The organism is Methylobacterium endophyticum, from assembly GCF_050591105.1.
Taxonomy (GTDB): domain Bacteria; phylum Pseudomonadota; class Alphaproteobacteria; order Rhizobiales; family Beijerinckiaceae; genus Methylobacterium.
In genome coordinates, this window is record NZ_JBNHES010000018.1 from 1 (window position 1) to 25,968 (window position 25,968).

At 70.7% G+C, this 25,968-nt stretch carries 26 protein-coding genes and 2 pseudogenes; 16 read left to right on the plus strand and 12 right to left on the minus strand.

Annotated features, from left to right (window positions below; genetic code table 11):
- Positions 1 to 186: pseudogene (locus tag ACP56T_RS17920) on the plus strand (ISAs1 family transposase); the annotation flags it as partial.
- Positions 187 to 305: 119 nt separating this feature from the next.
- On the opposite strand, the gene parE reads toward ACP56T_RS17920, so the two are convergent.
- Positions 306 to 2,378, minus strand: a complete 2,073-nt coding sequence (gene parE, locus ACP56T_RS17925; protein WP_430913595.1) for a DNA topoisomerase IV subunit B — start codon at positions 2,376 to 2,378, stop codon at positions 306 to 308.
- A 299-nt stretch (positions 2,379 to 2,677) separates the two neighbouring features.
- Here parE and ACP56T_RS17930 point away from each other — a divergent pair, with 299 nt between their 5' ends.
- On the plus strand, positions 2,678 to 2,863 hold the full coding sequence (locus ACP56T_RS17930) for a hypothetical protein (protein WP_430913516.1): 186 nt from the start codon (positions 2,678 to 2,680) through the stop codon (positions 2,861 to 2,863).
- Between the two features lie 20 nt (positions 2,864 to 2,883).
- Here the strand turns inward: ACP56T_RS17930 and topA are convergent, their stop codons facing one another.
- The 3 genes from topA to ACP56T_RS17945 form a co-directional block, all read right to left on the minus strand.
- A complete protein-coding gene (gene topA, locus ACP56T_RS17935; RefSeq protein WP_430913518.1) occupies positions 2,884 to 5,601 on the minus strand; it encodes a type I DNA topoisomerase in 2,718 nt (905 codons plus the stop codon).
- A gap of 160 nt (positions 5,602 to 5,761) precedes the next feature.
- The gene (locus ACP56T_RS17940; RefSeq protein WP_430913519.1) at positions 5,762 to 6,589 is read right to left on the minus strand and encodes a molybdopterin-dependent oxidoreductase; all 828 of its coding nucleotides are present in this window, start codon (positions 6,587 to 6,589) and stop codon (positions 5,762 to 5,764) included.
- On the minus strand, positions 6,586 to 7,464 hold the full coding sequence (locus ACP56T_RS17945) for a cytochrome b/b6 domain-containing protein (protein ID WP_430913520.1): 879 nt from the start codon (positions 7,462 to 7,464) through the stop codon (positions 6,586 to 6,588). The genes ACP56T_RS17940 and ACP56T_RS17945 overlap by 4 nt, the downstream gene beginning before the upstream one ends.
- A 177-nt stretch (positions 7,465 to 7,641) precedes the next feature.
- On the opposite strand from ACP56T_RS17945, the gene ACP56T_RS17950 reads away from it, so the two are divergent.
- From ACP56T_RS17950 to dprA, 4 genes are read left to right on the plus strand one after another with little or no spacing between them, the layout of a single operon-like run.
- Positions 7,642 to 8,625: an aspartate carbamoyltransferase catalytic subunit gene (locus ACP56T_RS17950; RefSeq protein WP_430913521.1), complete on the plus strand. Its 984-nt coding sequence runs from the start codon at positions 7,642 to 7,644 to the stop codon at positions 8,623 to 8,625.
- A 13-nt stretch (positions 8,626 to 8,638) separates the two neighbouring features.
- Positions 8,639 to 9,955 carry a dihydroorotase gene (locus ACP56T_RS17955; RefSeq protein WP_430913522.1) on the plus strand — a complete coding sequence of 439 codons (1,317 nt, stop codon included), beginning with the start codon at positions 8,639 to 8,641 and terminating at the stop codon, positions 9,953 to 9,955.
- Entirely contained in the window at positions 9,952 to 10,554 is a 603-nt protein-coding gene (plsY, locus tag ACP56T_RS17960) for a glycerol-3-phosphate 1-O-acyltransferase PlsY (protein ID WP_430913523.1), read from the plus strand. Before ACP56T_RS17955 ends, plsY begins: the two co-directional genes overlap by 4 nt.
- A gap of 12 nt (positions 10,555 to 10,566) precedes the next feature.
- Entirely contained in the window at positions 10,567 to 11,733 is a 1,167-nt protein-coding gene (dprA, locus tag ACP56T_RS17965) for a DNA-processing protein DprA (protein ID WP_430913524.1), read from the plus strand.
- 84 nt (positions 11,734 to 11,817) lie between these two features.
- On the opposite strand, the gene ruvX is transcribed toward dprA, so the two are convergent.
- On the minus strand, positions 11,818 to 12,333 hold the full coding sequence (gene ruvX / locus ACP56T_RS17970) for a Holliday junction resolvase RuvX (RefSeq protein WP_430913525.1): 516 nt from the start codon (positions 12,331 to 12,333) through the stop codon (positions 11,818 to 11,820).
- Positions 12,334 to 12,477: 144 nt separating this feature from the next.
- Between ruvX and ACP56T_RS17975 the strand changes: the two genes are divergently transcribed.
- From ACP56T_RS17975 to gatB, 5 genes are all read left to right on the plus strand, one after another.
- Positions 12,478 to 12,654, plus strand: a complete 177-nt coding sequence (locus ACP56T_RS17975) for a hypothetical protein (protein WP_430913526.1) — start codon at positions 12,478 to 12,480, stop codon at positions 12,652 to 12,654.
- A gap of 76 nt (positions 12,655 to 12,730) precedes the next feature.
- The gene (gene gatC / locus ACP56T_RS17980) at positions 12,731 to 13,018 is read left to right on the plus strand and encodes an Asp-tRNA(Asn)/Glu-tRNA(Gln) amidotransferase subunit GatC (protein WP_430913527.1); all 288 of its coding nucleotides are present in this window, start codon (positions 12,731 to 12,733) and stop codon (positions 13,016 to 13,018) included.
- 88 nt (positions 13,019 to 13,106) lie between these two features.
- Complete coding sequence (gene gatA / locus ACP56T_RS17985; RefSeq protein WP_430913528.1) at positions 13,107 to 14,588, plus strand: Asp-tRNA(Asn)/Glu-tRNA(Gln) amidotransferase subunit GatA; 1,482 nt, start codon at positions 13,107 to 13,109, stop codon at positions 14,586 to 14,588.
- A complete protein-coding gene (locus ACP56T_RS17990) occupies positions 14,585 to 14,884 on the plus strand; it encodes a hypothetical protein (protein ID WP_430913529.1) in 300 nt (99 codons plus the stop codon). Before gatA ends, ACP56T_RS17990 begins: the two co-directional genes overlap by 4 nt.
- Before the next feature lie 57 nt (positions 14,885 to 14,941).
- Complete coding sequence (gene gatB / locus ACP56T_RS17995) at positions 14,942 to 16,414, plus strand: Asp-tRNA(Asn)/Glu-tRNA(Gln) amidotransferase subunit GatB (RefSeq protein WP_430913530.1); 1,473 nt, start codon at positions 14,942 to 14,944, stop codon at positions 16,412 to 16,414.
- A 765-nt stretch (positions 16,415 to 17,179) separates the two neighbouring features.
- On the opposite strand, the gene ACP56T_RS18000 is transcribed toward gatB, so the two are convergent.
- From ACP56T_RS18000 to ACP56T_RS18015, 4 genes are read right to left on the minus strand one after another with little or no spacing between them, the layout of a single operon-like run.
- The gene (locus ACP56T_RS18000) at positions 17,180 to 18,172 is read right to left on the minus strand and encodes an efflux RND transporter periplasmic adaptor subunit (protein WP_430913531.1); all 993 of its coding nucleotides are present in this window, start codon (positions 18,170 to 18,172) and stop codon (positions 17,180 to 17,182) included.
- Entirely contained in the window at positions 18,172 to 18,366 is a 195-nt protein-coding gene (locus ACP56T_RS18005) for a DUF1656 domain-containing protein (RefSeq protein ID WP_430913532.1), read from the minus strand. Before ACP56T_RS18005 ends, ACP56T_RS18000 begins: the two co-directional genes overlap by 1 nt.
- A gap of 6 nt (positions 18,367 to 18,372) precedes the next feature.
- Positions 18,373 to 20,397 (minus strand): FUSC family protein, encoded by a 2,025-nt coding sequence (locus tag ACP56T_RS18010; protein WP_430913534.1) that lies wholly within the window; start codon positions 20,395 to 20,397, stop codon positions 18,373 to 18,375.
- Positions 20,390 to 20,824 carry a DUF4345 domain-containing protein gene (locus ACP56T_RS18015; protein ID WP_430913535.1) on the minus strand — a complete coding sequence of 145 codons (435 nt, stop codon included), beginning with the start codon at positions 20,822 to 20,824 and terminating at the stop codon, positions 20,390 to 20,392. The genes ACP56T_RS18010 and ACP56T_RS18015 overlap by 8 nt, the downstream gene beginning before the upstream one ends.
- Before the next feature lie 101 nt (positions 20,825 to 20,925).
- Between ACP56T_RS18015 and ACP56T_RS18020 the strand changes: the two genes are divergently transcribed.
- The 3 genes and pseudogenes from ACP56T_RS18020 (at position 20,926) to ACP56T_RS18030 (ending at position 22,297) form a co-directional block, all read left to right on the plus strand.
- The gene (locus ACP56T_RS18020; RefSeq protein WP_430913536.1) at positions 20,926 to 21,246 is read left to right on the plus strand and encodes a BrnT family toxin; all 321 of its coding nucleotides are present in this window, start codon (positions 20,926 to 20,928) and stop codon (positions 21,244 to 21,246) included.
- Positions 21,224 to 21,529 carry a BrnA antitoxin family protein gene (locus tag ACP56T_RS18025; RefSeq protein WP_430913537.1) on the plus strand — a complete coding sequence of 102 codons (306 nt, stop codon included), beginning with the start codon at positions 21,224 to 21,226 and terminating at the stop codon, positions 21,527 to 21,529. Before ACP56T_RS18020 ends, ACP56T_RS18025 begins: the two co-directional genes overlap by 23 nt.
- Positions 21,530 to 21,662: 133 nt before the next feature.
- Positions 21,663 to 22,297: pseudogene (locus ACP56T_RS18030) on the plus strand (glutathione S-transferase N-terminal domain-containing protein).
- 7 nt (positions 22,298 to 22,304) lie between these two features.
- Here ACP56T_RS18030 and ACP56T_RS18035 read toward each other — a convergent pair.
- Positions 22,305 to 22,937, minus strand: a complete 633-nt coding sequence (locus ACP56T_RS18035) for a DUF2147 domain-containing protein (RefSeq protein WP_430913596.1) — start codon at positions 22,935 to 22,937, stop codon at positions 22,305 to 22,307.
- A gap of 248 nt (positions 22,938 to 23,185) precedes the next feature.
- On the opposite strand from ACP56T_RS18035, the gene ndk reads away from it, so the two are divergent.
- Both ndk and ACP56T_RS18045 read left to right on the plus strand, forming a co-directional pair.
- Positions 23,186 to 23,608, plus strand: a complete 423-nt coding sequence (gene ndk, locus ACP56T_RS18040) for a nucleoside-diphosphate kinase (RefSeq protein WP_430913538.1) — start codon at positions 23,186 to 23,188, stop codon at positions 23,606 to 23,608.
- 168 nt (positions 23,609 to 23,776) lie between these two features.
- Positions 23,777 to 24,142 (plus strand): hypothetical protein, encoded by a 366-nt coding sequence (locus ACP56T_RS18045; protein ID WP_430913539.1) that lies wholly within the window; start codon positions 23,777 to 23,779, stop codon positions 24,140 to 24,142.
- Between the two features lie 29 nt (positions 24,143 to 24,171).
- Here the strand turns inward: ACP56T_RS18045 and purN are convergent, their stop codons facing one another.
- On the minus strand, positions 24,172 to 24,828 hold the full coding sequence (gene purN / locus ACP56T_RS18050; protein ID WP_430913540.1) for a phosphoribosylglycinamide formyltransferase: 657 nt from the start codon (positions 24,826 to 24,828) through the stop codon (positions 24,172 to 24,174).
- On the minus strand, positions 24,825 to 25,910 hold the full coding sequence (gene purM / locus ACP56T_RS18055; RefSeq protein ID WP_430913541.1) for a phosphoribosylformylglycinamidine cyclo-ligase: 1,086 nt from the start codon (positions 25,908 to 25,910) through the stop codon (positions 24,825 to 24,827). The genes purN and purM overlap by 4 nt, the downstream gene beginning before the upstream one ends.
- Positions 25,911 to 25,968: the final 58 nt, after the last annotated feature.

Genomic DNA, 25,968 nt, shown 5'->3' on the forward strand with positions numbered 1-25,968 from the left:
GTCGTCTTCCACGAGGACGATGCGCGATCGAGAAAGAACTATGGCCCGGAGAATCTCGCCCTGCTCCGCCGCCTCGCGCGCAACATCTTGGCGTCACACCCGTCCGACCTGCCCATCCGCAAGAAAATGAAGCACGCCGCGTGGAGCAAAGACTATCTCTTCAATCTCTTTACTCATGTGCGATAGCCCTGCCCTTTGCGGGGAGGAGCCGGAGGTGGGGGGCGGCGCCGGACGACGCTGCGTGGTGCCTCCTGGACCACCCCCACCCTCGGTCCCTCCCCGCAAGGGGGAGGGAAGAGCGGGCGTCAGATATCGAGGTCGGCGTCGTGGGCGAAGGCGGCGCGCTCGGAGATGAAGGCGAAGCGGGCCTCGGGCTTGTTGCCCATCAGGCGGTCCACGGTGTCGCCGGTGGATTCGCGCGCCTCGTCGAGGACCGCGACGCGCAGCAGCGTGCGCTTCCTCGGGTCCATGGTGGTCTCCTTGAGCTGCGCGGGCATCATCTCGCCCAGGCCCTTGAAGCGGCCGATCTCGACCTTGCCGGCCTTGAAGACGCTTTTGATCAGCCGCTCCTTGTCGGCGTCGTCGCGGGCATAAGCCGTCTTCGTACCCTGCTGGAGCCGGTAGAGGGGCGGGATCGCGAGATAGAGATGCCCCTTGTCCACGAGCTTGGGCATCTGCCGGTAGAAGAAGGTGATCAGCAGCGAGGCGATATGGGCACCGTCGACATCGGCGTCCGTCATGATGATGACCTTCTCGTAGCGAAGGTCCTCCTCGCGGTAGTGGTTGCCGGTGCCGCAGCCGAGCGCCTGGGTCAGGTCGCCGATGAGCTGGTTGGCGCCGAGCTTGTCCCGGCTCGCGGAGGCGACGTTCAGGATCTTGCCGCGCAACGGAAGGATCGCCTGGGTCGCGCGGTCGCGCGCCTGCTTGGCCGAGCCGCCCGCCGAGTCGCCCTCGACGATGAAGATCTCCGAGCCGGCCGTGCCGGCGGCCGAGCAGTCGGCGAGCTTGCCGGGAAGCCTGAGCTTGCGGGTCGCCGACTTGCGGGCGACCTCCTTCTCCTGGCGCCGGCGCAGGCGCTCGTCGGCGCGCTCGATCACCCAGTCGAGGAGCTTGTTGGCCTGGGCGGGGGAGGCGGCGAGCCAGTGGTCGAAGGCGTCGCGGATCGCCGTCTCGACGATGCGCGAGGCTTCCACCGTGGCGAGCTTGTCCTTGGTCTGGCCCTGGAACTCGGGCTCGCGGATGAAGACCGAGAGCATGGAGGCGCAGGTCGCCATGACGTCGTCGGTGGTCACCGCCGTCATGCGCTTGGCCTGGTTCACGCGCTCGGCATGCTCGCGCAGGGCGCGGAGCAGGGCCACCCGCAACCCCGCCTCGTGGGTGCCGCCCTCCGGCGTCGGGATCGTGTTGCAGTAGGACGAGGAGACGCCGTCGTCCTGGACCATCCAGGCCACCGCCCATTCGAGCGAGCCGTGGCCGCCCTGCTTCGTCACCTTGCCGGAGAAGATCGCGTCGGTGACGAGCTCCTTGCCCTCGATGTCGCGGGCGAGATAGTCGCGCAGGCCGCCGGGGAAGCGGTGCACGGCCTCCGCCGGCACGCCCTCGAGCCCCTCGACGAGCGACGGCGCGCAGCGCCAGCGGATCTCGACCCCGCCGAAGAGATACGCCTTCGAGCGGGCCATCTTGAAGAGGCGGCGCGGGTCGAACTTCAGCGAGCCGAAGATCTCCGCGTCGGGGTGGAAGCGCACCCGCGTGCCGCGCCGGTTCTGCACCCGGCCGACCGTCTCCAGCCCCCCCTGCGCATGGCCGCGCGAGAAGGTCTGGCGGTAGAGGGTCTGGTTGCGCGCGACCTCGACCTCCAGCCTGTCGGAGAGGGCGTTCACCACCGAGATGCCGACGCCGTGCAGGCCGCCCGAGGTCTCGTAGACCTTCGAATCGAACTTTCCGCCCGCATGCAGCGTGGTCATGATGACCTCGAGCGCCGACTTGCCCGGGAATTTCGGGTGCGGGTCCACGGGGATGCCGCGCCCGTTGTCGGTGACGACGAGGGCGCCGTCCTCTTCGAGCTCGACCTCGATGAAGGTGGCGTGGCCAGCCACCGCCTCGTCCATGGAGTTGTCGATCACCTCGGCGAAGAGGTGGTGCAGCGCCCGCTCGTCGGTGCCGCCGATATACATGCCGGGGCGGCGCCGGACCGGCTCCAGCCCCTCCAGAACCTCGATGGCGGAGGCATCGTAGCCGGCTTCCGCCTCGCCGGGCACCGGGGCGACGGGGGGGGCGGCAGCGCGGCGGCGCTCGCCCGGCGCGGGGGTGCCGGCCGCCTGGGTCGTCGCCTTGGCCGCCTTCGCGGAACCGAACAGGTCTCGGGCCGGGTCGCTCACGCGGTCCGCCTCGCGCTCGGGTCTTGGTTTGGCCGCATGCGCTGTCATCCGCCCACGATATCGGAACACATCGGGAACGGATAGAGCATCCGCTCCATATCCGCCCGCGCCCGAGCATCGCACGGGTGCGAGGCGGCTGTCAGCCGGCGGCCGGCGCACGGCCCCCGAGCGTGGCGAACCGGGCACAGTGCGCGCCCGCCGACGAATCCGGCGGAACCGATCGCCAGCTCGGCCGTTCAGCCCTCGCAGACGTGGCCAGCCGCAGGCAGGACCACGCCCGAAACGCGAGGGGAGACGCCGTGAGCCACGCAGCCATCGAAGCGCGCCATCTCATGCTCTCGCGGATCGAGCGGGCCGCCGGCGAGTCGTTCGGCTGCGCGCAGGAGGCCGTCGCCGCGACGCAGGCGCGCTTCCTCAACGGCACCGCCGTCGCGGTGGCGACCCTCGCCACCGCCATCGCCGCCACGATCACCTATCTGGTCTGATCGCGACGGCGCCGCGGGGTTCAGCCCGCCGCCTTCTTCGGCCCGGCCTTGGGCTTGGCCGCCGTCTTCGCCTTTGTCGACGTCTTGCGCGGCGCGGCCTTCTTCGCCGGAGCCGCCGTGTCGTCCTCGGAGGCGGCCTTGCGGGGGGTGAGCTTGCGCTTGGGCGTGTTGCGCGTGGTCTTCTTGCCCCCGCCCGAGGCGCGCTTGGCGTTCACCAGCCCGATGGCGTCTTCGAGCGTCAGGGATTCCGCGCTCATGGATTTCGGCAGGGTCGCGTTGACCTCGCCGTCGGTGACGTAGGCGCCGTAGCGTCCGGCCTTGACCACGAGATCGCGGCCGGACGCCTCGTCCTTGCCGATGGCGCGGCCGGGATCGCCGGCCGGGCGCCCGCCGCGCCCGCCGCCCTGCTCCTTGGCGACGATGAGATCGATGGCGCGGTTGGCGCCGACCTCGAGGATGTCGTCGTCCCGGCCGATATTGGCGTAGGTCCGCCCGTGCTGGACGTAAGGGCCGTAGCGGCCGATGCCGGCGAGGATCGGCTCGCCGCTCTCCGGGTGGCGCGCGATCTCCTTCGGCAAGGCGAGGAGCTTGAGGGCCTTCTCCAGATCGAGGGAGGCGGGCGTCGTTCCGGGCGGCAGGGAGGAGCGCTTCGGCTTCTCCGCGCCCTTCTCGGCAGACGCCTCGCCAAGCTGGATGAACGGCCCGAAGCGGCCGTCGCGCACGGTGACGGGCAGCCCCGTCTCGGGATCGTCCCCGAGCACCCGCACGCCGGGCTGGCCGCCCTCGCCGGAGGTGCCGTCTCCCTCGCCGTCGACGCCGGTGGCGGCGAGCTGGCGGGTGTACTTGCACTCGGGATAATTCGAGCAGCCGACGAAGGCGCCGAACTTGCCGAGCTTCAGCGAGAGCTGGCCCGAGCCGCAGGTGGGGCAGGCGCGCGGGTTCGCCCCGTCGGCCCTCGGCGGGAAGATGTGATCGCCGAGAAGCTCGTTCAGGGCGTCGAGCACGTCGGAGACGCGCAGCTCCTTGGTGCCGCCGATGGCGGCGGAGAAATCCCGCCAGAAATCGGCCAGCACGTCGCGCCAGTCGATCTCGGCGTTGGACACCCGGTCGAGCTGGCCTTCCAGGGCGGCGGTGAAGTCGTATTCGACGTAGCGCTTGAAGAAGCTCTCCAGGAAGCCGGTGACGAGCCGGCCCTTGTCCTCGGGCACGAGGCGCTTCTTGTCGATTTTGACGTATTCGCGGTCGCGCAGGGTCTGGAGGATCGCCGCGTAGGTGGAGGGCCGGCCGATGCCGAGTTCCTCCATGCGCTTGACGAGGCTCGCCTCGGAATAGCGCGGCGGCGGCTCGGTGAAGTGCTGGGTGGAGGCGATGCGCTCGCGCTTCAGCGGATCGCCCGCCGACATCGGCGGCAGGCGGCGGCCATCCTCGTCCTCCTCGTCGTCCTTGCCCTCCTGGTAGAGGGTGAGGAAGCCGTCGAACTTCACCACCTGGCCGGTGGCGCGCAGCTCGATCCGGCGCGGGCCGACCTGGGCGATCACGTCGACGGTGGTGCGCTCGAGTTCCGCCGATTCCATCTGGCTCGCGACCGTGCGGGTCCAGATCAGCTCGTAGAGCCTGGCCTGCTCGGGTTCGAGCACGCGGGCGACCTGCTTCGGCAGCAGGCCCATGTCGGTGGGGCGCACCGCCTCGTGGGCCTCCTGCGCGTTCTTGGCCTTCACCGTGTACTTGCGCGGCACGTCCGGCCGGTAGCGGTCGCCGTATTCCTTGGCGATCACCCGGCGGGCGTCGGCGATGGCTTCCGGCGCCATGTCGACGCCGTCGGTCCGCATGTAGGTGATGATGCCGAGCGTCTCGCCGCCGATGTCGACGCCCTCGTAGAGGCGCTGCGCCACCCGCATGGTCTGGGCCGGCGCCATGCCGAGCTTGCGGGAGGCCTCCTGCTGGAGCGTCGAGGTGGTGAAGGGCGGCTGCGGGTGGCGCTTGGCGGGCTTGGCCTCGACGCTGCCCACGCTGAAGGTCGCGAGCTCGAGGTCGCGCTTGAACGCCGCCGCCTCGTCGGCGGTGCCGACGTCGAGGCGGGTGATCTTCCGGCCGTCGGCGGCCGAGAGCCGCGCGTCGAAGACACCGCCCGCCTCGGTGGCGAGGGTGGCGACGATCGACCAGTACTCGCGGGGCTTGAAGCTCTCGATCTCCATCTCGCGCTCGGTGACGAGACGCAGCGCCACCGACTGGACGCGGCCGGCCGAGCGGGCGCCGGGGAGCTTGCGCCACAGCACCGGCGAGAGATTGAAGCCGACGAGGTAGTCGAGGGCGCGACGCGCCAGATAGGCGTCCACCAGCGCCTGATCGATCTCGCGCGGCTTCCTCATCGCCGTCTCGACGGAGGATTTGGTGATGGCGTTGAAGGTCACGCGCTCGACGGGGATGCCCTTCAACGCCTTGCGGGCGTTCAGCGCCTCCAGGACGTGCCAGGAGATCGCCTCGCCCTCGCGGTCGGGGTCGGTGGCGAGGATGAGCTTCTCGGCGCCCTTGACCGCCTTGGCGATCTCGGAGACCCGCTTCGAGCCGCGGTCCTCCAGCTCCCAGATCATGCGGAAGCCGTCCTCGGGATCCACGGAGCCGTCCTTGGCCGGCAGGTCGCGGATATGGCCGAAGGAGGCGATGACCTCGTAGTCGCGGCCAAGGTACTTGTTGATGGTCTTGGCTTTGGCCGGCGACTCGACGACGACGACTTTCATGAACGGATCAGCCTCTCGCGGGAGCCCACCCTGACGACGGTCCGGTCGAATTGTGACGGGTGCCCGTCCGCCCCGATGGAGGCGTCCCGGTGGCAGCCAAGTGGTTCATGCCCGAGGCGATGTCAAATTCCGGGCCACTCGGTCGCAGGCCGGGGACCACTCAGATGCCGGCATACCATTCGTAGCCGCGATCCTCCCAGTAGCCGCCCTGGCCGTCGCCGAACCGCCCGAGCGACTCCACCACCTCGACGCGGCGCAGGTATTTCGCCTGCTTGTAGCCGAGCTGGCGCTCCACCCGCAGCCGCAGGGGCGCGCCGTGCGGCACGCCCAGCGTCTCACCGTTCATGGCGTAGGCGAGGATCGTCTGCGGGTGATAGGCGTCGGTGAGGTCGAGGCTCTCATAGTAGCGGATCGGGCGCCCTTGCGGCTGCCCGTCCCCCGAATCGGCGCCGTCGCCGCCTTCCAGGCCGCCGCCCGCGAACTCCATCGTGTCGAAGCAATGGAAGACGACGTAGCGCGCGTTCGGCTTGAGCCGCGCCTTCTGCAAGAGGTCGGCGAGGGGAACGCCGGTCCATTTGCCGATGGAGCTCCAGCCCTCGACGCAGTCGTGGCGCGTCACCTGGGTGCGGGAGGGGAGCGCCCTCAGCTCGGGCAGGCTCAGGGCCAGCGGCGTCTCCACCAGCCCGTCGACGGCGAGCCTGTAGCCGGAGAACTCCGCCTTCACCAAGGCCAGATAGTCGGTGTCCTGCGGGTCGGTGGAGCCGTTCGGCTTGAAGTAGGACGAGATCGCCGAGTCGGGGAACTCGGTGGCGAGCGAGGCGGGGGTGAGCAGCAGCCGCTGCACGAACAGGTTGGCGTCCTCGCCCATTTTCAGCGCCCGCCGCCCGAAGGCCGTTTCGGCGAGCCGGTCGCAGCCGCCGAGCGTCGCCGCGCCGAAGACGGCGGCGGCCTTGGCGAGGAAGCCGCGCCGATCCATGCGGATGCTCATCGACCCTCTCCCTTGCCGTGACGGTGGCCCGGCTCGATGGCGAACCAGCCGGTGATCATGCCGCGCATGTTGTTGAAGACGCCCGAGACCAGCACCAGCACGACGTGGACTATCACGAACAGCACCAGGAGGTTGGCCACGACGAAGTGGACGCTGCGCGCGGACTGGCGTCCGCCGAACAGCGCGGGCAGGAGGGGAAAGGCCGCGTCCAGCCCCGGCGACATGGCGAGCCCGGCCAGCACCATCACCGGCAGCAGCACGGCGACCACGACGAGATAGGTGAGCTTCTGGAGCACGTTGTAGCGCCGCGCCTCCTCGTCCTTGGGGAAGCGCAGCGCCAGGTGCTCGCGGATCGAGGCGCCGAAGCCACGGATCTGGTCGCCCTCCGGGACCAGCCGGCGGCGCAACTGCCCGCTGCCGATCCCGTAGGCGAGATAGACCAGCCCGTTGAGGACGAAGGCCCAGGCGAACAGGAAGTGCCAGCGCCGGCCGGTGGCGAGGTCCTGGTCCGAGGGGAGGGTGGCCCAGGCCGGGAAGGCGCGCTCGACCTGCCGGCCCTCGACGCTGGAGAGCCCGAGGACGCCCGTGGTGTCGAAACTGTGTCCCGCCACCTGCACGACGCCGCGCGCCCGGCCGTCCGGCGCCTCGTCGCTGGTGATGGCGAGCGCGGGGGTGTCGAAGGTCGAGATCGATCCCCAGTAGATCGCCGGATGGGCGTTGAAGATCTGCAAGCCGCTCATGAGCAGCACGAGAAGGCAGACCACGTTCACCCAATGCGCCACCCGGATCGTCAGCGGGTGGCGGAAGAACAGGTAGCGGCGCGCCGCCGCGCCGGGCGGGTCGCCGCCCGCGATGGGAGCTGCGGTCTGGGCCAAGGGACGTGGTCCTCCTCGTCGGACGCGGCGTGGCGGCCCGGATACCGGGGCCGGCTTTGCTCGTTTCGCCGGCGGCGGGCGCTCGTTACCTCCCCCTACGCAACAATCCGCCGCCGGGTTTCGACACGGCCCTCGCCTTGCCCGTGCGCCGGGCGCGACCTATAGCCCGAGCCCAGGATGAGCGACTCGGCCAGCCCCCCCACGTCCAGCCCCGCCGCCGGCTCGCCGCCGCCGGGCTTCCCGCACCGGCACCTGCTCGGCATCGAGGGCCTGTCGCGCCCCGACATCGAGACCCTGCTCGACCGGGCGGAGGACGCCGTGGCGCTCTCCCGGCAGGTCGAGAAGAAGCGCAACGTCCTGCGCGGCCGCACCCAGATCAACCTGTTCTTCGAGCCCTCGACCCGCACGCAGTCCTCGTTCGAGCTGGCGGGCAAGCGGCTCGGCGCCGACGTGATGAACATGTCGGTGGCCTCCTCCTCGGTGAAGAAGGGCGAGACCCTCATCGACACCGCGGCGACGCTCAACGCCATGCGGCCCGACATCATCGTGGTGCGCCACCACGCGGCCGGCGCCGTGCATCTGCTCGCCCGCAAGGTCGACTGCGCCGTGGTCAATGCCGGCGACGGCGCCCACGAGCACCCGACCCAGGCCCTCCTCGACGCCCTCACCATCCGCCGCAACAAGGGGCGGATCGAGGGCCTGCGCGTCGCCATCTGCGGGGACGTGCTGCACAGCCGGGTGGCGCGCTCCAACATCGTCCTGCTCCAGGCGCTCGGCGCCCGCGTGCGGGTGATCGGCCCCTCGACGCTGCTGCCGCCGGGCATCGCGCGCTTCGGCGTAGAGGTCTTCACGGACATGCGCCGGGGCCTGGAGGGCTGCGACATCGTGATGATGCTGCGCCTCCAGCGCGAGCGCATGAACGGCTCCTTCGTGCCCTCGGTGAAGGAGTATTTCCGCTATTTCGGCCTCGACGGGGACAAGCTGGCGCTCGCCGCCCCCGACGCCCTGGTGATGCATCCCGGCCCGATGAACCGGGGCGTCGAGATCGCCTCGGACATCGCCGACGGGGCGCAGTCCCTCATCCGCGAGCAGGTCGAGATGGGCGTCGCCGTGCGGATGGCGGTGCTCGAGGCGCTCGCCACGCACCTGCCGAACGCGTGAGGCGAAACCGAGCATGCCGCCCCTTCTCCTCAAGAACGCGACCATCGTCGATCCCGGCCGCTACACAGGGCCGGGGTCGGTCTTCCTGTTCGGCGACCGCATCCTCGACATCGTGTTCGGCACGGACGTCCCCGAGCCGATGATGGGCTCCGACGTCATCGACTGCCGCGGTCACGCCATCACCCCCGGCCTCGTCGACATGCGCGCCTTCGTCGGCGAGCCCGGCGCCGAGCATCGCGAGACGCTGGCCAGCGCCAGCGCGGCGGCGGCGGCCGGCGGCGTCACCACGCTGGTCTGCATGCCCGACACCAACCCGGTGATCGACGGCCCGGCCATCGTCGACTTCGTGCTGCGGCGCGCCCGCGACACGGCCTGCGTCAACGTGCTGCCCTCCGCCGCCATCACCAAGGGGCTCGCCGGCAGGGAGATGACCGAGTTCGGGCTCCTGAAGGAAGCCGGCGCCGTCGCCTTCACCGACGGGCTCAAGGCCGTGACGAACGCCCAGGTGATGCGCCGGGCCCTGACCTATGCCCGCGACTTCGACGCCCTCATCATGCAGCATGTCGAGGAGCCGGACCTCGTCGGCGAGGGCGTGATGAACGAGGGCGAGATGGCCTCGCGGCTCGGGCTCATGGGCATCCCCCGCGAGGCCGAGACGGTGATGCTGGAGCGCGATATCCGCCTCGTGCGGCTCACCGGCGCCCGCTACCACGCCGCGATGATCTCCTGCCCCGATTCCATCGCGATCGTCCGGCGCGCCAAGGAGGACGGCCTGCCCGTCACCTGCGGCGTCTCGATCAACAACCTCGTGCTCAACGAGGGCGATATCGGCCATTACCGCACCTTCTGCCGGCTCTCGCCGCCGCTGCGCACGGAGGAGGACCGTCTCGCCACGGTGCAGGCGCTGAAGGACGGGGTGATCGACGTGATCGTCTCCGACCACAACCCGCAGGACGTCGAGACCAAGCGCCTGCCCTTCGCCGAGGCCGCCAACGGCGCGCTCGGCATCGAGACCCTGCTCGGCGCGGCGCTCAGGCTCGTCCATGACGGCCAGATCGAGCTGAAGCAGCTGCTCGTGGCGCTGAGCGCCCGGCCGTCCCAGATCCTCGGACGCGATGCCCGGCTGGCGCCCGGCGCGCCGGCCGACCTCGTGCTCATCGACACCGAGATCCCCTACGTGCTCGACAAGCGGAACCTGAAGTCGCGCTCGAAGAACTCGCCCTTCGACGAGGCGCGCCTGCAAGGGGCTGCGATGCTCACCATCGTCGGCGGCGAGGTCGTGTTCCGTCACGAGGCGTTCGGCCAAGTCGCGCCCGGAGGCGCGGCGTGACGGGCGGCGTCGCCTGGCCGCTGCTGCTGGCTTGCCTCGCCGGCGGCTACCTCGCCGGCTCGATCCCGTTCGGGCTGATCCTGACCCGCTTCGCGGGGCTGGGGGACGTGCGCGCCATCGGCTCGGGCAATATCGGCGCCACCAACGTGCTGCGCACCGGGCGCAAGGGGCTCGCGGCGGCCACGCTCCTCGGCGACGCGCTCAAGGGGACGGTCGCGGTGCTGGTGGCGAGCCGCTTCGGCGAGATCGCCGGGCTGACGGCGGGGCTCGGCGCCTTCCTCGGGCACCTCTTCCCGGTCTGGCTCGGGTTCAAGGGCGGCAAGGGCGTCGCGACCTTCATCGGCGTGCTGATCGCGGTCAGCCTGCCGGCGGCGCTGGTCTTCGCCGCGATCTGGATCGGGCTCGCGGTCCTGATGCGCTACTCCTCGCTCTCGGCGCTCTCGGCCTCCGCCGCGACCCCGGTGGCGCTGTGGGCGCTCGGACGCCCGGAGGCGGCGATCCTGTTCCTGGTGCTCGGCCTGCTGCTATGGTGGAAGCACGCGCCCAACATCTCCCGGCTGCTCGCCGGCACCGAGGGGCGCATCGGCCAGAAGGGGTGAGGCGGGGCGACGATGCGGCTCGATGACGCCCAGCGCGCCGACTGGCTCCGGCTCATCCGCTGCGAGGGCATCGGCCCGCGCACCTTCCGGGGGCTGATCAACCGTTTCGGCGGAGCCGCCGCCGCCCTCGACGCCCTTCCCGGACTGACCCGTGCGCGCGGGCGCCGGATCGTGCCGCCGACGAGGGCCGAGGCGGAAGCCGAGATCGAGGCGGCCGCCCGCGTCGGCGCCCGCTTCCTCGCCACCGGCGAGCCCGACTATCCCACTGCCCTGGCGGCGACGGATTCCGCGCCGCCGCTGCTCGCCGTGCGGGGCGAGACCGCCGTGCTGCGGGGAGCGGCGGTGGCCATCGTCGGCTCGCGCAACGCGTCGGCCGCCGGGCTGACATTCACCGCGCGGCTGGCGCAGGGGTTCGGCGAAGCGGGGCTGGTGGTGGTCTCGGGGCTGGCGCGCGGCATCGACGCCCGCGCCCACAAGGCGTCGCTGGCCACCGGCACCGTCGCGGTGCTGGCCGGCGGACACGACCGCATCTACCCCGCGAACCACGCGGGACTGGTCGACGCGATCCTCGCCGAGGGCGGCGCGGTGGTGGCCGAGATGCCCATGGGCTGGGAGCCGCGCGGGCGCGACTTCCCCAGGCGCAACCGCATCATCTCCGGGCTGGCGCTGGGCACCGTGGTGGTGGAGGCGGCCCGGCGCTCGGGCTCGCTCATCACCGCCCGCTACGCCAACGAGCAGGGCAGGGAGGTCTTCGCCGTGCCGGGCTCGCCCCTCGACCCGAGGGCGGAGGGCACCAACGACCTGATCCGCCAGGGCGCGACCCTCGTCTGCGACCCCGACCACGTCGTCGCCGCCCTGGCCCCCCTGATCGAGGCGGGACCGGACGCGGCGCTCCGCCTCGCCCGGCCGATGGAAGAGCGCCCCTCCGCGTTCTGGGACGAGATCGATCTCGACGCGCCCTCCGCCCTGCTTCCCGAGGAGCCCCCGGTGCCCGACGAGCCCGTGCCGGACGAGCGCGCCCGCCTCATCGCCGCGCTCAGCCCGACCCCTATCGGCACGGACGAGCTCGCCCGCAACGCGGGCCTGAGCGTGCGCCTCGTGCAGACGGCCCTGCTCGAACTCGAACTCGACGGCCGCATCGAGCGCCACGGCAGCGGCGCCGTTTCCCTGATCCGGTAGGCTCATACAGCAGCGCGACCACGCCGGCGCCGATGCGCCGAGCCGCCTTTGGACCGATGACATCGATCCAAAGGCACGCCGGCATCAGTCCCAATCCTCGTCTTGCGGCGAGGCCGCGTCGTCGAGCCGGCGCAGGGTGTCGAGGCAGCCCTGGAGGATGTAGGCGGCGGCGAGCTTGTCCACGAGCTCGCCCCGGCGCGCCCGCGAGGCGTCGGCCTCGATCAGCGCCCGCGTCACCACCGCCGTGGAGAGCCGCTCGTCGAAGAAGGCCACCGGCAGGTCGACGAGCCCCTTCAGGTTGCGCACGAAGGCGCGGGTGGACTGTACCCGCGGCCCCTCGCTGCCGTCCATGTTGAGCGGCAGGCCGATCACCAGCCCGCCGACCCGGTGCTTCTCGCAGATCTCGCGCAGCTTCGTGACGTCGGGGGTGAACTTCACCCGGCGGATCGTCTCCAGCGGCGAGGCGATCTGGCGGCCGACATCCGAGAGCGCAAGCCCGATGGTCTTGGTGCCGAGGTCGATCCCGACGAGCCGTGGCAGCCCCGCCGCCGCCTGCGCCGCCACGGCCTCCCCGAAGGCTCTCAATGCATCCGCGTCCACGGCCGTCCCTTCGCCCTGTCCCGGCAGCGCCTATGCCACGCAATCCCCAGCGTTAACCATGCCCCGATTCAGGGCTCGCGCGGAGCGGAGCCGTTCCGTCATATGGCGGTTAACGCTTCGTTAACCCCTTTTCGCGAGCCTGCGATGCCTCAGTCCGCACCCTCCGTGCCCGCGCGCAAGAACTTGCCGCGCAAGCACCGGCTGATGCTGCTCGCGGCCTTCGAGATCCTCGTCGTCGGTTTCGCCCAGGCCAAGTACCCGCCCTGGAAGCCCGCCATCCTCATCGAGATGTCGGTGACGCCCAACCACGTCGTCACCTGAGACCCTCGCGTTGCGGGCGGCGGAAGCGCGGTGCTATAGGCCGGCTTCACGCAACGAGAAGAGCCCGTCTGGCCGCATGTCCGTCGACGCAACCACCGTGAGGCGCATCGCGCATCTCGCCCGCATCGCGGTGCGCGAGGACGAGGTGGCCCCGCTCCAGGGCGAGCTGAACGCCATCCTCGCCTTCGTCGAGCAGCTCGGCGCCGTCGACGTGTCCGGCGTCGAGCCGATGACCTCGGTGACGCCCATGACCATGAAGCGCCGCGCCGACATCGTCACCGAGGGCGACCGCGCGGACGACATCGTCGCCAACGCCCCCGAGACGGAAGACCATTACTTCCTCGTCCCGAAAGTGGTCGAGTAGAACCCATTCCGTCACGGACCGCGCCGGGCCGCCCGGCCCGATGCCGCGGCAGGCCGGCCCGAGCCGGGAAGCGTTAGGACGACGACCCTTGAGCGCATTGAACGAACTCACCCTCACCGAGGCCCGCGACGGCCTGAAGGCAAAGACCTTCTCGGCCCGCGAGCTGACCCAGGCCCATGTCGAGGCCGTCGAGAAGGCCCGCGCGCTCAACGCCTTCCTGCTGGAGACGCCCGAAAAGGCGCTCGCCATGGCCGATGCCTCCGACGCCAGGATCGCGGCGGGCGAGGCGCGCCCTCTCGAAGGGCTGCCGCTCGGCATCAAGGACCTGTTCTGCACCGAGGGCGTCGCGACCACGGCCGGCTCGAAGATCCTGGAGGGCTTCACGCCGCATTACGAATCGGCGGTCTCGGCGAATCTCTGGCGCGACGGCGCCGTGATGCTGGGCAAGCTCAATCTCGACGAGTTCGCCATGGGCTCGTCCAACGAGACCTCCGCCTTCGGCAACGTGGTCTCGCCCTGGCGTCGGAACGGATCGGACGCGCAGATCGTCCCCGGCGGATCGTCGGGCGGATCGGCGGCGGCGGTGGCGGCCCATCTCTGCCTCGGCGCCACGGCGACGGATACCGGCGGCTCGATCCGCCAGCCGGCTGCCTTCACCGGGACGGTGGGCATCAAGCCGACCTACGGGCGCTGCTCGCGCTGGGGCACGGTGGCCTTCGCCTCCTCCCTCGATCAGGCCGGGCCGATCGCCCGCACCGTGCGCGATTCCGCCATCCTCCTCGCCTCGATGTCCGGGCACGACGCGCGCGACACCACCTCCGTCGAGCTGGCCGTGCCGGATTTCGAGGCCGCCGTCTCGCGGGGCGTGAAGGGGCTGACCATCGGCATCCCGAAGGAGTACCGGGTCGAGGGCATGCCCGCCGAGATCCAGGCGCTCTGGGACCAGGGCGCCGCGTGGCTGAAGGATGCCGGCGCGACCATCAAGGAGATCTCGCTGCCGCACACGCAGTATGCGCTGCCGGCCTATTACATCGTGGCGCCGGCCGAGGCGTCCTCCAACCTCGCCCGCTACGACGGCGTCCGCTACGGCCTGCGCGTGCCCGGCAAGGACATCGCCGGGATGTACGAGAACACCCGCGCCGCCGGCTTCGGCCGCGAGGTGAAGCGCCGCATCATGATCGGCACCTACGTGCTCTCGGCCGGCTATTACGACGCCTACTACGTCCGGGCCCAGAAGATCCGCACCCTCATCAAGCGCGACTTCGAGGCGGCCTACGCGGAGGGCGTCGACGCGATCCTGACGCCCGCCACCCCGTCGGCCGCCTTCGGCATCGGCGAGAAGGCGAGCGCGGACCCGGTGGAGATGTATCTCAACGACGTCTTCACGGTGACGGTGAACATGGCCGGGCTCCCCGGCATCTCCGTGCCGGCCGGGCTCGACGGACAGGGCCTGCCGCTCGGCCTCCAGCTCATCGGGCGTCCCTTCGACGAGGAGACGCTGTTCGCCGTGGGCCAAGTGATCGAGGACGCGGCAGGGCGCACCGTGCTGCCGAAGGCGTGGTGGGCGTGAGCGTCCCCTACTATCCCTGGACCGTCTGGATCTTCGCCGCGCTCGACCCGGTGCTGATCGGGCTCTCGCTCTATCTCGGCTGGACCGCGAGCCAGTTCGGCAAGGTCTTCATCGCGGCGATCATCGCGCTCGCGGTCTCGGTGCTGGTGTCCTGGGCGGTCTCGGCCGTCGGCATCCCCTGGCCCGCCCCGGTGAGCCATGACGGGCCGACCTTCTTCCCCGTGCGCACCGGCGCCGCGTTCCTGTGGGCGCTCCTCGGATTTTTCGCGCGGCGCGCGGCGAACGCCCGCGCTTGACCGGAGAGCGAGACGCTCCCTAACTCGACGGCGACCGACTTGAGCTCTCAGGCGACCATGACCGCACCCGTAAACCCGAAAAAGCTCATCAAGGGCGGCCTGCATGACTGGGAGGTCATCATCGGGCTGGAGATCCACGCCCAGGTGACGAGCCGCGCCAAGCTCTTCTCCGGCGCCTCCACCGAGTTCGGGGCCGAGCCGAACGCGCATGTGTCGCTGGTCGACGCGGCCATGCCCGGCATGCTGCCCGTCATCAACGAGGAATGCGTGGCCCAGGCCGTGCGCACCGGCCTCGGGCTGAAGGCGAAGATCAACCTCAGGTCAGTGTTCGACAGGAAGAACTACTTCTACCCGGACCTGCCGCAGGGCTACCAGATCAGCCAGTACAAGGACCCCATCGTCGGCGAGGGCGAGGTGCTGGTCGACCTCGCCGACGGCGAGTCGATCACGGTGGGCATCGAGCGGCTGCATCTCGAGCAGGACGCCGGCAAGTCGCTGCACGACCAGAACCCGACGCAGAGCTTCGTCGACCTCAACCGCTCCGGCGTCGCGCTGATGGAGATCGTCTCCCGGCCGGATCTGCGCTCCTCGGAGGAGGCGCGCGCCTACGTGACCAAGCTGCGCACCATCCTGCGCTATCTCGGCACCTGCGACGGCGACATGGAGAAGGGGAGCCTGCGCGCCGACGTCAACGTCTCCGTGCGCCGACCCGGCGAGCCGCTCGGCACGCGCTGCGAGATCAAGAACGTCAACTCGATCCGCTTCATCGGGCAGGCCATCGAGACCGAGGCGCGCCGCCAGATCGCGATCATCGAGGACGGTGGCAAGATCGACCAGGAGACGCGGCTCTTCGACCCCACCAAGGGCGAGACCCGCTCCATGCGCTCGAAGGAGGAGGCGCACGACTACCGCTACTTCCCCGACCCGGACCTGCTGCCGCTGACCTTCGACCAGCCCTATGTCGATGCGCTCGCCGCCGCCCTGCCGGAACTGCCGGACGCCAAAAAGGCGCGCTTCGTCGCCGATTTCGGGCTCTCGGCCTACGACGCGGGGGTGCTCGTCGCCGAGCGGGCCTCGGCCGACTATTACGAGGCGGTGGCGCGCGGGCGCGACGGCAAGCTCGCCGCGAACTGGGTCATCAACGAGCTGTTCGGGCGCCTCAACAAGGAGGGGCTCGGCATCGAGGCGACGCCCGTCTCCGCCGAGCAGCTCGGCGCGGTGATCGACCTCATCGTCGAGGGCGTGATCTCCGGCAAGATCGCCAAGGACCTGTTCGAGATCGTCTGGTCGGAGGGCGGCGACCCGCGCAAGATCGTCGAGCAGCGCGGCATGAAGCAGGTCACGGACACGGGCGCCATCGAGGCGGCCATCGACGCCATCGTCGCGCAGAATCCCGACAAGGTCGCGCAGGCGAAGGAGAAGCCGAGCCTGCTCGGATGGTTCGTCGGCCAGACCATGAAGGCCACCGGCGGCAAGGCCAACCCGGCCGCCGTGAACGCGCTGCTGAAGAGCAAGCTCGGGATCGACTGAACTCTCGCGAGGCGGTCCCCTGCGGCGAACCCATGCGCCGGCGCATCCTCTTCGCGCCTTCGAACGAGCCCGTTCCGCGGAAGCAGGGATCGACGGATAACCGTGCGGTTCCCTGGCTTCCGCGCACGATCCTCTCGCAGGGGCTCGGCGGCGGGGGCGCTCGGGCAAGAGCGCGATCCGGGATCGCAGCGCGGCAGGACGACAAGCGCCCAAGCGATAAAGGGCGCCCCCGGCTCTTTCGAGCCGTGCACCTGCGGGTCGGGAACGCGCACTGATCCGAGGTCTACTCACCCTGGCGGGACCGGGTTCGGATGCGGTTGAGGTGGGGCGCCTTGCGTGTTCGAAGTCGTGCCGTTGTCGGCCGCTTCCAAGCCCCTGAAGCCGCTATCCGTCCGGTCGTCCGTGGTCTCGCCGCTGGGGCTCGGGCCGAACTTAACCCGATGCCGTCGTCGCGGCCTCACGCTGCGGTGGAGTCATCCCTGTCTCCTCCTGCCTTCGGCGAGAAAGCAAACCCCGATCTCGGACCGAGTTCGTCAGCTTTCTCTCCGATCCGTGCCCCGCTCTGCGAAGCACCCATGTAGACTGCGAGTGTATTCGCCGCGCGTCAAGCGTCAAAATGCGGCCACGCTTCCAACTATTCGGACGCCCGAGAGCTGGAATGCACGAAGGCGTTTTCGCTCAAATGCTTGCGCAACCCCGCGTGCATCGCAAAATCGCCTACCGCAGCGCCATAGCGCTCCTGTGGCGATCCGTGCTCCTGCCGGGTCAGCGGGCGGGAGCGGCCGGCGAGGACGGCGCCGGATCGCCCATGAGCCGCGCTCGCATGGCCGCGAGCCAGTCGCGCCCGTGCCGTCCGGGCTCGCCCACGGAGAGCGTGCAGGTCATGCCGGCGACGAGCGCAACGCCCGGCGGCACCCGCTCGATGCGCACCCGCACCGGCACGCGCTGCGCCAGCCGCACCCAGGTATAGACCGGGTTGACCGAGGGGAGCCCCTGGGTGCTCGGCGAGGCGTTGGCGGTGGAGATGCCGAGCGTGATGCTCTCGACGCTGCCCGTGAGGGGCTCGGAAAAGCCCATCAGCGCCGCCTCGACGGGCTCGCCGACGCGGATATGGGCCATCTTGGTCTCCTCGAAATAGCCGTCGATCCAGAACGAATCGGTGTCGATGACCGCGATGTTGACGTTGCCCTTGGAGGCGTAGTCGCCGCTGCGCAGCAGCAGGTTGGTCACGCGCCCGTTCACCGGCGAGCGCACGGTCGTCCGCTCCAGGTTGATCCTGGCCTGCCGGAGCTGGGCCTGGGCGCTCTCCAGGGCGGCCTCGGCGATCTTGGCCGTGCCGGCGTATTGCTGCTTCTCCTCGATGGAGGTCGAGAGCGTGGTGAGTTGCTCGCGGCGCGAGGCCTGGGTGCGCTTCACCTGAAGGTCCGCCTCCCGGTTCTTCACCTCCGCCTCGGCCGAGGCGACGGCGACCTCGTAGTCGACCGGATCGACCACGTAGAGCACGTCGTCCTTGCGCACCGTCTGGTTGTCGACGACGCGCAGTTCCACGATCTGCCCGGAGACCTGGGGAGCGACGCTCGCCACCTGCACGCGCACCCGTCCGTCGCGGGTCCAGGGGGCGCTGACGTAGAAGTCCCAGACGAAGGCCGCCGCTACGCCTGCGCAAGCGAGGATCACGACGGTGGCGAGGAGGCGCAGGATGCGCGCGAGGCGGCGGCGCTCGCGCCCCGGCAGCGCCGGCTCGGATCCGGCCGCCATCAGGAGAGCGCCACGACGAGTGCGAGCAGGCAGACGAACAGGCCGGCCTCGGCCAGCGGCGGGTTCGCCACGTAGCGGGCCAGCGGGAAGCGCGTGAAGATCGTCCGCAGCACGACCATGATGGCGAAGGCGATGCCGGCATAGGCGACGAAGGGCGAGAGCAGGACGCCGCCGATATCGAGGTCTCGGTGCATGGAGTTCTAGAAGCTCGGGATTCGGATGCGCCGCAGGAAGCGCCGGTGCCTGCCCATAACACGCGCCGCCGCGATGACATCGCTCGCCGCCCGCGCGACCGTCAGGGCGGTGGCGGGCTCGGCGGTCCGGGAGGCGGCGAGCAGGCCCCTGGCGGCGGCGGCCATCGCGTCGGGATCGGCGCTCGCCAGCGACAGGCGCGCCGCCTCGATCGCCGGGCGCAGGGCGGCCTGCCCCCACAGCGAATCGAGTTCCGCATGCGCCCGCGCCGCCGAGGCTTCGAGATGGGCAAGCGCGAAGGCGAGGTCGAGCCGGCGGGCGCGCACGGGCTCGGCCCCCGTGTTCCACTGCGCGTACTGGAAGAGGCGGTCGCTGTTCAGGCTGGTGCGCGTCGTGGCGTCGCCGCCCTCGCCGACCAGCGCCGCCCGCACGGAGGCCTGGGCCGACTCGAAGGCGAAGGCGCGGGCCTGCACGGACGAGACCGGCAGCACCAGCCGCACCGTCAGGGAGAGGATGAGCGCGGCGACCACCACCAGCAGGGCGTTCTGGAGGAAGGTCTGGAGGTCGTAGCCCTGCGGGTTCGCCGGCCCGAGCAGCACGGGGAAGAAGATCAGCAGGATGAGGCCCATGCCGGAGGTCGGCGGGTTCAGGCAGAGGAAGCAGGCGAAGAAGATCACCGGGGCGATGGCGATGGCGAGCAGCGGATAGCCCTGCGCCCCGGCCAGCATGAGGAAGAGCACGATGCCGGCGAAGACGGAGGCCATGCACATGCCGGCGAGCACGCCGGTGGCGAAGCGCCTCGGGTCGGGGGTCAGGGCGGAGAGGGCGCAGGTCGCGGCCACCTGCACCAAGGCGAAAGAGGTCGCCGGCCAGCCCGTCGCCACGAAGAAGGCCGCCGTCAGCCCGAAGGCCACCGCGATGCGCGCCGCCGCCCTCAGCGCGACGGGGAAGTCGCGATGCGTCGGCAGGGTGGCGTCGCGGGCGGGGCGCCGGCCGGTGACGAGCGCCCGGTGGCCGTCGCGGACATGGAAGGCCGCCGTGGCGAGATCGAGCGCGCGGCGCAGCGCCAGCACCGCCGCCGGGTCGGGCTCGGGCGCCTGCGCCGCCTCCCGCAGCAGATCGCCGAGCCGGGCGATCCCCGCCTCGAAATCGGCGTCGGCGGGAATCGGTCCGGGCGCCGTCAGCCGGGCGCAGACCGCGCGCGCCTCGGCGATGGCGGCGGTCTCGCCCGCGCTCGCGGCCGCCGCCGCGAAGGTGCGCGCGGTGGCCGTGAGCGCGTAGAGCGCCGCGATGGCGCTGCGGGCGCCGGCGGCGCGCTGCGGACCGTCGTCGAACTCCCCCGCGATGGCGCCGGCATCGGCGCGCATGGGCGCGATCTCGCGGATCAGGGCGAGCGCCGTCTCCGGTCCCGGATCGCCGCCCAGGGCCGCCGCGTGCGCGACGGCGAGGACGTGCGCGATGGCCCGTTCGAGGCGCAGCCGGAGCGCGTGCCAGGTGCTCGGCGAGGCGAGCGCGTCGTTGATGAAGGTGATCGCGACGATGCCGACAGTGATCGCCGCCACGCGCGCCAGGGTCGCGTCGAAGGCCGCCTCGGGAGCGTCGAGATGGGCGATGGCGATGATCGCCACCGTGTAGCCCGAGAGCATGGCCCCATAGGCGCGGGTGTCCTGAAGGTAGTTCGCCACGAACACGCACAGGCTCAGCCAGGCGGTGAAGGAGACCAGCATCAGCACCCGATCCTGCCCGAAGGCCGCGACCAGAACGAGGGAGACGACCCCGCCGACGAGCGTGCCGAGGAAGCGGTAGACCGCCTTGGACAGGGCTTGGCCCCGCTTCGGCTGCGCGAGGATCGCCACGCAGGTCATGGCCGAGGAGGCGCTGTCGAGCTGGAGCCAGAAGGCCGCGTAGAGCGCCAGCACCATCGCCAGCCAGATGCGGAAGGCGAAGGCCCAGGCGGAGGGCGGCGGCACGATCCGCTCGGCGATGTCGAGCAGGCGGTCGATCCGGGAGGAGGGGACGGCCGCCTCAGGCATCGCGGGTGAGGTCCGCGACGCCCGAGCGCTCGCGGGCGATGTTGGCGACCCGCATCTGCCAGAGGCAGAGCAGCGGCGTCACCACGAGCTCCATCGCCATCGCCGCCAGCATCGTCACGGAGGGCAGGCCGGTGAGATAGAGGCCCAGCAGCCGGGCGAGACCGCCGAGCATCACCACCAGCGTCAGGAAGCGGAAGAGCCTGGTCTTGCCCTCGATGCCCGGCACGCAGGACCAGAACAGGATGCCGATGCCCATGAGCAGGCCGGAGAGATAGCGGAAATGGCTGTCGGCCGAGACGTCGACGCCCGCGCCCACCCCGCCGCCGATGCCGCCCGCGCCGAAGAGCACGCCGTAGAGCCCGGCGGAGACCGGCACGATCGCGGCGACCGCCACGACCCGCTGGAGCAGGCGGCGCTCGTCCGTCATGGGCCGTTGCTCGATGACGACCGTCCGCTCAAGGTCCCGCTCCTCCTTCCGAAAGCCAAGCGTCGCAACGCCTGCGGGCGGACATAGAAGGCTTTGTGGCCATGTCCATCCGGATGTACATTGAGGCCATGGGTGAGACCGAGCGCACGGCATGGGATGACCTGAAGAACGAGCTCAACATCCAACGCCATGCCATCGATTTCGCGAGCCTCGGCGAAGCGTTCGACGGCCGCTTCGCCCTCGTCCGGGAAGACAGCCGGCACGACTACCGAGAAACCCGCTTCAACATGCTCGTCGAACTCAACGACGTCGTCTTGAACGTCACGTTCACCCCACGCGGCGGGAAGCAGCGGATCATCTCCGCCCGCCTCGCCAACCGGACGGAAAGGAGGCTCTACCATGCCCGTCGCCAAGAGCGCTGAGGCAGCGGCACAGGGGACCGATTGGGATCGCCTCCGCAGGTTGCCGGAAGAGGAGATCGAACGTCGGGCCGTCGAGGACGATATCAACCCGGCGACCCTCTCGGACGACGAATGGGCCCATGCCACGATCGGCATGCCCCCGCGCAAGGCCTCGATCCATGCGAGCTTCGACCAGGACGTGGTGGATTTCTTCAGGAAGGACGGGCGCGGCTACCAGACCCGCATGAACGCCGTCCTCCGACGCTACATGGAAGCCCAGCAGGCAAAGAAGGCCGATCCCTGAAGCGCCGGCAGTCGCCGCCGGCCCCCGAGCACCTGCGGCCGGATGGGCGCATCTCCGTTTGAGCGCTTGAGCGCGCGCGGCAAACCGGATTACCTCCCCACTGCCCGACAGCGATCCGGCAGGAGCGAGCATCATGGCGGCCGTCACCGGCAAACCGATCGACGTCCATACCTGGAGCACGCCCAACGGCTGGAAGATCCCGATCATGATGGAGGAGTGCGGCCTCGCCTACCGCATCGTGCCGGTGAATATCGGCCGGGGCGACCAGATGGCGCCGGATTTCCTGAAGATCTCGCCGAACAACAAGATCCCGGCCATCGTCGACCACGAGGGGCCCGGCGGCGCGCCTATCACGATCTTCGAGTCGGGCGCGATCCTGCAATATCTCGGGCGCAAGACCGGCTGCCTCTACCCGGCCGAGGAGCGGGCCCGCACGCTGGTGGATCAGTGGCTGTTCTGGCAGGTCGGCGGGCTCGGGCCGATGCTGGGGCAGGCCCACCATTTCCGCATCTACGCGCAGGAGAAGATCCCCTACGCCATCGAGCGCTTCACCACGGAATCGAACCGGCTCTACAAGGTGCTCGACACGCGCCTCGCGGACGCCGAATACGTGGCCGGCGACTATTCCATCGCCGACATCGCCTGCCTGACCTGGGCCAAGTCCACCAGAAGCAGGGCGTCGATGTCGGCGCCCTGCCCAACGTCGCCCGCTGGCTCGCCGCCGTGCTGGCGCGCCCCGCCGTGCAGCGGGGGCTCGCCGCGATCTGAGGGGCGCTCAGTCCTCGGGAAGGTCCTCGGCGGGAGCCGCCTTCGGCGCGGCGGCGGGCTTGGCGGGAACGCCCGGCGCGGCGGCCTTCGGCGCCTGCGCGGCAGGCTGCTTCTCCGCCGTCTTGCCGGGGGCGGGCTTGGCCGGAGCCTTGGCCTTGGCGGTCTCCGCCTCGGCGGGGCTCATGGCGGCCTGCTGGTTGACGTCCGGCACGCGGGTCCAGGTCTGCGAGCCGCAGAGCACCTTCAGCAGGCAGCCGGAGACGGACAGCTCCGAGCCGCTCTCGCGCTCGAGGCTCACCTGATACACCTTGCCCTCGTCGATATTGTAGATGTCGCCGGAGAACTTGGCCTCCTCGGGCTTCAGGCCGTCGAGGAGCTGGAGGCCGATCACCGGCCGGGAGCGCTTCTTCGGATCGGGGTTCTTCGCGTCGGTGCGCGGGGCGCCGTCATCCGTGGTCGGCACCTTGAGCCAGACCACCTTGCCGCAGATATGCGCCTGGTTCGGGCCGCAGCGGTCGATGCGGATCTTGGCGCGGCCGTCGCCGGTGAGCCAGGTGCCGGAGGGGTCCTTGGCGGCGTCGGCGGCGGCGCCTGCGGCACCGGCGAGGAGGACGGCGGAGGCGAAGGCGAAGGGACGGATCACGGGCAGTCTCCTTGATGCGGGCCCGGACTCGGGCGCGGCGGGAGCGGGTCGTCTGCCCTGGAGTGAAACGTCGCATTCGGGCGATTTTCCGGCAGTGTTGCGCCAGCGCAATGGCCAAGGTCGGCCAAGCGTTGCCGGTCCGTTTCGGAGCGCGGGTTGAGGGGAGGGGACGCCCCCGCTATAAGCCCGGCGCCGCTGAGGCTTTTTCGCCCGCGGGACCCCGAGACGGAACCGGACGAAAAGACATGGCCACCGAGCGCACCTTCTCCATCCTCAAGCCCGACGCCACGCGCCGGAACCTCACCGGCGCGGTCAACGCCGTCATCGAGGAGGCGGGCCTGCGCATCGTCGGCCAGCGCCGCATCCGCATGAGCAAGGCCCAGGCCGAGAAGTTCTACGAGGTCCACAAGGAGCGCCCGTTCTACGGCGAGCTCGTGGAGTTCATGACCTCCGCCCCCGTGGTGGTTCAGGTGCTCGAAGGCGAGAACGCCGTGGCCAAGTACCGCGAGGTCATGGGCGCGACGAACCCGGCCCAGGCCGCCGAAGGCACCATCCGCAAGCTGTTCGCCGTGTCGGTGGGCGAGAACACCGTCCACGGTTCGGATTCGGCCGAGAACGCGGCGGCCGAGATCGCCCAGTTCTTCGGCGACGCCGACATCGCCGGCTGATCCGGCCGACCTCGTCGGTGGCGCGCGGGGCACACCCGCGCCGCCGATTACTTAAGCACTCGCCCGGCCGCCCCGATTGAACGGGTGTGTGGCCGGGCACCCCTTGACGGTCCGGGTGGCGGACGCTTCCAACGGCGGCTGTTCCAGCAAACGCCTCCACGGATCGCCATGACGACGCGCCGCCTCTCCTCGCCGATCGCCGCCCTCATCCTCGCGCTGGGCGCGTCCGCCGCGCTCGCCGCCGGCTCCTCGGCGCCCTTCGAGCAGTACCAGCCCGATCCGGCGCTGCGCACGGCGCCGAAGTCGAACCTCGAGAGCCGCGTGCGCCACGCCTGCACGGTGATCCAGGCGCGCATGACGAGCGCCCCCGAGAGCACGCTGGAGCGCCCCTGCGGCTGCTACGCCCGGCAGACCCTGCGCAGCCTCGACGAGACCGAGATCGAGGCCTACCGCGCCACGGGCTACTTCAACGATTCCGCCCGCGCCAAGGCGCTCTCGGCGCTCGATTCCTGCAAGCTCCAGCGCCCGGTCTGAGGCTGCCGCGCCGGAGGCCGAGCCTTCGTTCAGAGCGTGAGCAGAGCGCCGTCGGGGCCGTCCGTCCCGTCGGCGAAGACGACCCGGCCGTCCTCCAGCCGGGCCCGGCCCGAGGCGACGAGGGCGAGCGCCGCCGGATAGAGCCGGTGCTCCTGCACGAGGATGCGCGCGGCGAGGCTGTCGGGATCGTCCCCCGCCCGCACCGGCACGGCTCCTTGAGCCACGATCGGCCCGGCATCGAGCTCCGGCACCACGTAATGCACGGTGCAGCCGTGCAGCCGCACCCCCGCCGCGAGCGCCTGTCCGTGCGTCTGCGTCCCCCGGAACAGCGGCAGCAGCGAGGGGTGGATGTTGATCATCCGCCCGGCCCAGGATTCCACGAAGCCCGGCGTCAGCACCCGCATGAAGCCGGCGAGCACCACGAGCTCGATGCCGGCGGCGCGCAGCTCCGCGTCGAGAGCGGCGTCGAAGCGCGCCCGGTCGGGATAGGCGCGGTGATCGACGGCGCGCGCCGGGATGCCCGCTTGCGCCGCATAATCGAGACCGGCCGCCTCCGGCCGGTTCGAGAGCACCAGCACGATCTCGGCCGGGTAGTCCGGCGCCTTCGCGGCCTCGATCAGCGAAACCATGTTGGAGCCGCGTCCCGAGATCAGGATCGCGACGCGCTTTTTCTGGACTGTGCTCATGCCAGCGCGAGACGCCCCGAGAAGGTCACGGGCTCGGGGCCCCGCGCGGTGATGCGGCCGAAATCGACCGGCGCCTCGCCGGCATCGGTCAGCGCCTTGCGCACGGCCTCCGCCTTGTCGGCGGCGGCGACCACGACCATGCCGATGCCGCAGTTGAAGGTGCGCAGCATCTCGGCTTCCACGACGTTGCCGGTGCGCGCCAGCCAGCCGAAGACCGGGGGCGGCGTCACCGCATCGAGATCGACCGCGATGCCGACATCGTCGGGCAGCACGCGGGGCAGGTTGTCGGGAAAGCCACCGCCGGTGATGTGGGCGAGCGCCCTGATCCCGTCGGTCGCCTTCAGCGCCGCGAGCAGCGGCTTCACGTAGATCCGGGTCGGCTCGAGCAGCGCCTCGCCGAGGGTCTTTTCGGGCGCGAAGGGGGCGGGCGCGTCCCAGGGCAGGCCGCTCGCCTCGACGATCCGGCGCACCAGCGAGAACCCGTTCGAATGCACGCCCGAGGACGGCAGGCCGAACACCACGTCCCCCGGCGCGATGCCGGCGCGCGGCAGCAGGGTTCCGCGCTCGGCCGCCCCCACCGAGAAACCGGCGAGGTCGTAATCCTCGTTCGCGTAGAGGCCCGGCATCTCGGCGGTCTCGCCGCCGATGAGCGCGCAGCCCGCCTGCCGGCAGCCCTCGCTGATGCCGCGCACGATGTCGGCGCCGATGCCCGGCACCAGCTTGCCGGTGGCGTAGTAGTCGAGGAAGAACAGCGGCTCGGCGCCCTGGACGATGATGTCGTTGACGCACATCGCCACGAGGTCGATGCCGATGGTGTCGTGGCGCCCCGTGTCGATGGCAATCTTCACCTTGGTGCCGACGCCGTCATTGGCCGCCACCAGGATCGCGTCCTTGAAGCCCGCCGCCTTGAGGTCGAACAAGCCGCCGAACCCGCCGATCTCGGCGTCGGCGCCGGGCCGGCGCGTGGCGCGCACCAGCGGCTTGATGGTCTCGACCATGGCGTTGCCGGCGTCGATGTCGACGCCCGCCTGCGCGTAGGTCATTCCGGACGCTTGCGCGCCCTGCCTGTCGTCGGCCGCCATGCCAGCCCGTCCCCGCCGAAAATTTCGCAACGGCCGGTCTCTAAAGGCTCCCGAGCGC

What these genes read in the sequence shown, in the direction of transcription:
- topA (WP_430913518.1), bottom strand. Translation starts at nt 5,601, where the DNA reads ATGAAAGTCGTCGTCGTCGAGTCGCCGGCCAAAGCCAAGACCATCAAC.
- ACP56T_RS17940 (WP_430913519.1), bottom strand. Translation starts at nt 6,589, where the DNA reads ATGAGCATCCGCATGGATCGGCGCGGCTTCCTCGCCAAGGCCGCCGCC.
- ACP56T_RS17950 (WP_430913521.1), top strand. Translation starts at nt 7,642, where the DNA reads ATGAGCGACTCGGCCAGCCCCCCCACGTCCAGCCCCGCCGCCGGCTCG.
- ACP56T_RS17955 (WP_430913522.1), top strand. Translation starts at nt 8,639, where the DNA reads ATGCCGCCCCTTCTCCTCAAGAACGCGACCATCGTCGATCCCGGCCGC.
- dprA (WP_430913524.1), top strand. Translation starts at nt 10,567, where the DNA reads ATGCGGCTCGATGACGCCCAGCGCGCCGACTGGCTCCGGCTCATCCGC.
- ACP56T_RS17975 (WP_430913526.1), top strand. Translation starts at nt 12,478, where the DNA reads ATGCCTCAGTCCGCACCCTCCGTGCCCGCGCGCAAGAACTTGCCGCGC.
- gatC (WP_430913527.1), top strand. Translation starts at nt 12,731, where the DNA reads ATGTCCGTCGACGCAACCACCGTGAGGCGCATCGCGCATCTCGCCCGC.
- gatB (WP_430913530.1), top strand. Translation starts at nt 14,942, where the DNA reads ATGACCGCACCCGTAAACCCGAAAAAGCTCATCAAGGGCGGCCTGCAT.
- ACP56T_RS18000 (WP_430913531.1), bottom strand. Translation starts at nt 18,172, where the DNA reads ATGGCGGCCGGATCCGAGCCGGCGCTGCCGGGGCGCGAGCGCCGCCGC.
- ACP56T_RS18005 (WP_430913532.1), bottom strand. Translation starts at nt 18,366, where the DNA reads ATGCACCGAGACCTCGATATCGGCGGCGTCCTGCTCTCGCCCTTCGTC.
- ACP56T_RS18010 (WP_430913534.1), bottom strand. Translation starts at nt 20,397, where the DNA reads ATGCCTGAGGCGGCCGTCCCCTCCTCCCGGATCGACCGCCTGCTCGAC.
- ACP56T_RS18015 (WP_430913535.1), bottom strand. Translation starts at nt 20,824, where the DNA reads ATGACGGACGAGCGCCGCCTGCTCCAGCGGGTCGTGGCGGTCGCCGCG.
- ACP56T_RS18020 (WP_430913536.1), top strand. Translation starts at nt 20,926, where the DNA reads ATGTCCATCCGGATGTACATTGAGGCCATGGGTGAGACCGAGCGCACG.
- ACP56T_RS18025 (WP_430913537.1), top strand. Translation starts at nt 21,224, where the DNA reads ATGCCCGTCGCCAAGAGCGCTGAGGCAGCGGCACAGGGGACCGATTGG.
- ndk (WP_430913538.1), top strand. Translation starts at nt 23,186, where the DNA reads ATGGCCACCGAGCGCACCTTCTCCATCCTCAAGCCCGACGCCACGCGC.
- ACP56T_RS18045 (WP_430913539.1), top strand. Translation starts at nt 23,777, where the DNA reads ATGACGACGCGCCGCCTCTCCTCGCCGATCGCCGCCCTCATCCTCGCG.
- purN (WP_430913540.1), bottom strand. Translation starts at nt 24,828, where the DNA reads ATGAGCACAGTCCAGAAAAAGCGCGTCGCGATCCTGATCTCGGGACGC.
- purM (WP_430913541.1), bottom strand. Translation starts at nt 25,910, where the DNA reads ATGGCGGCCGACGACAGGCAGGGCGCGCAAGCGTCCGGAATGACCTAC.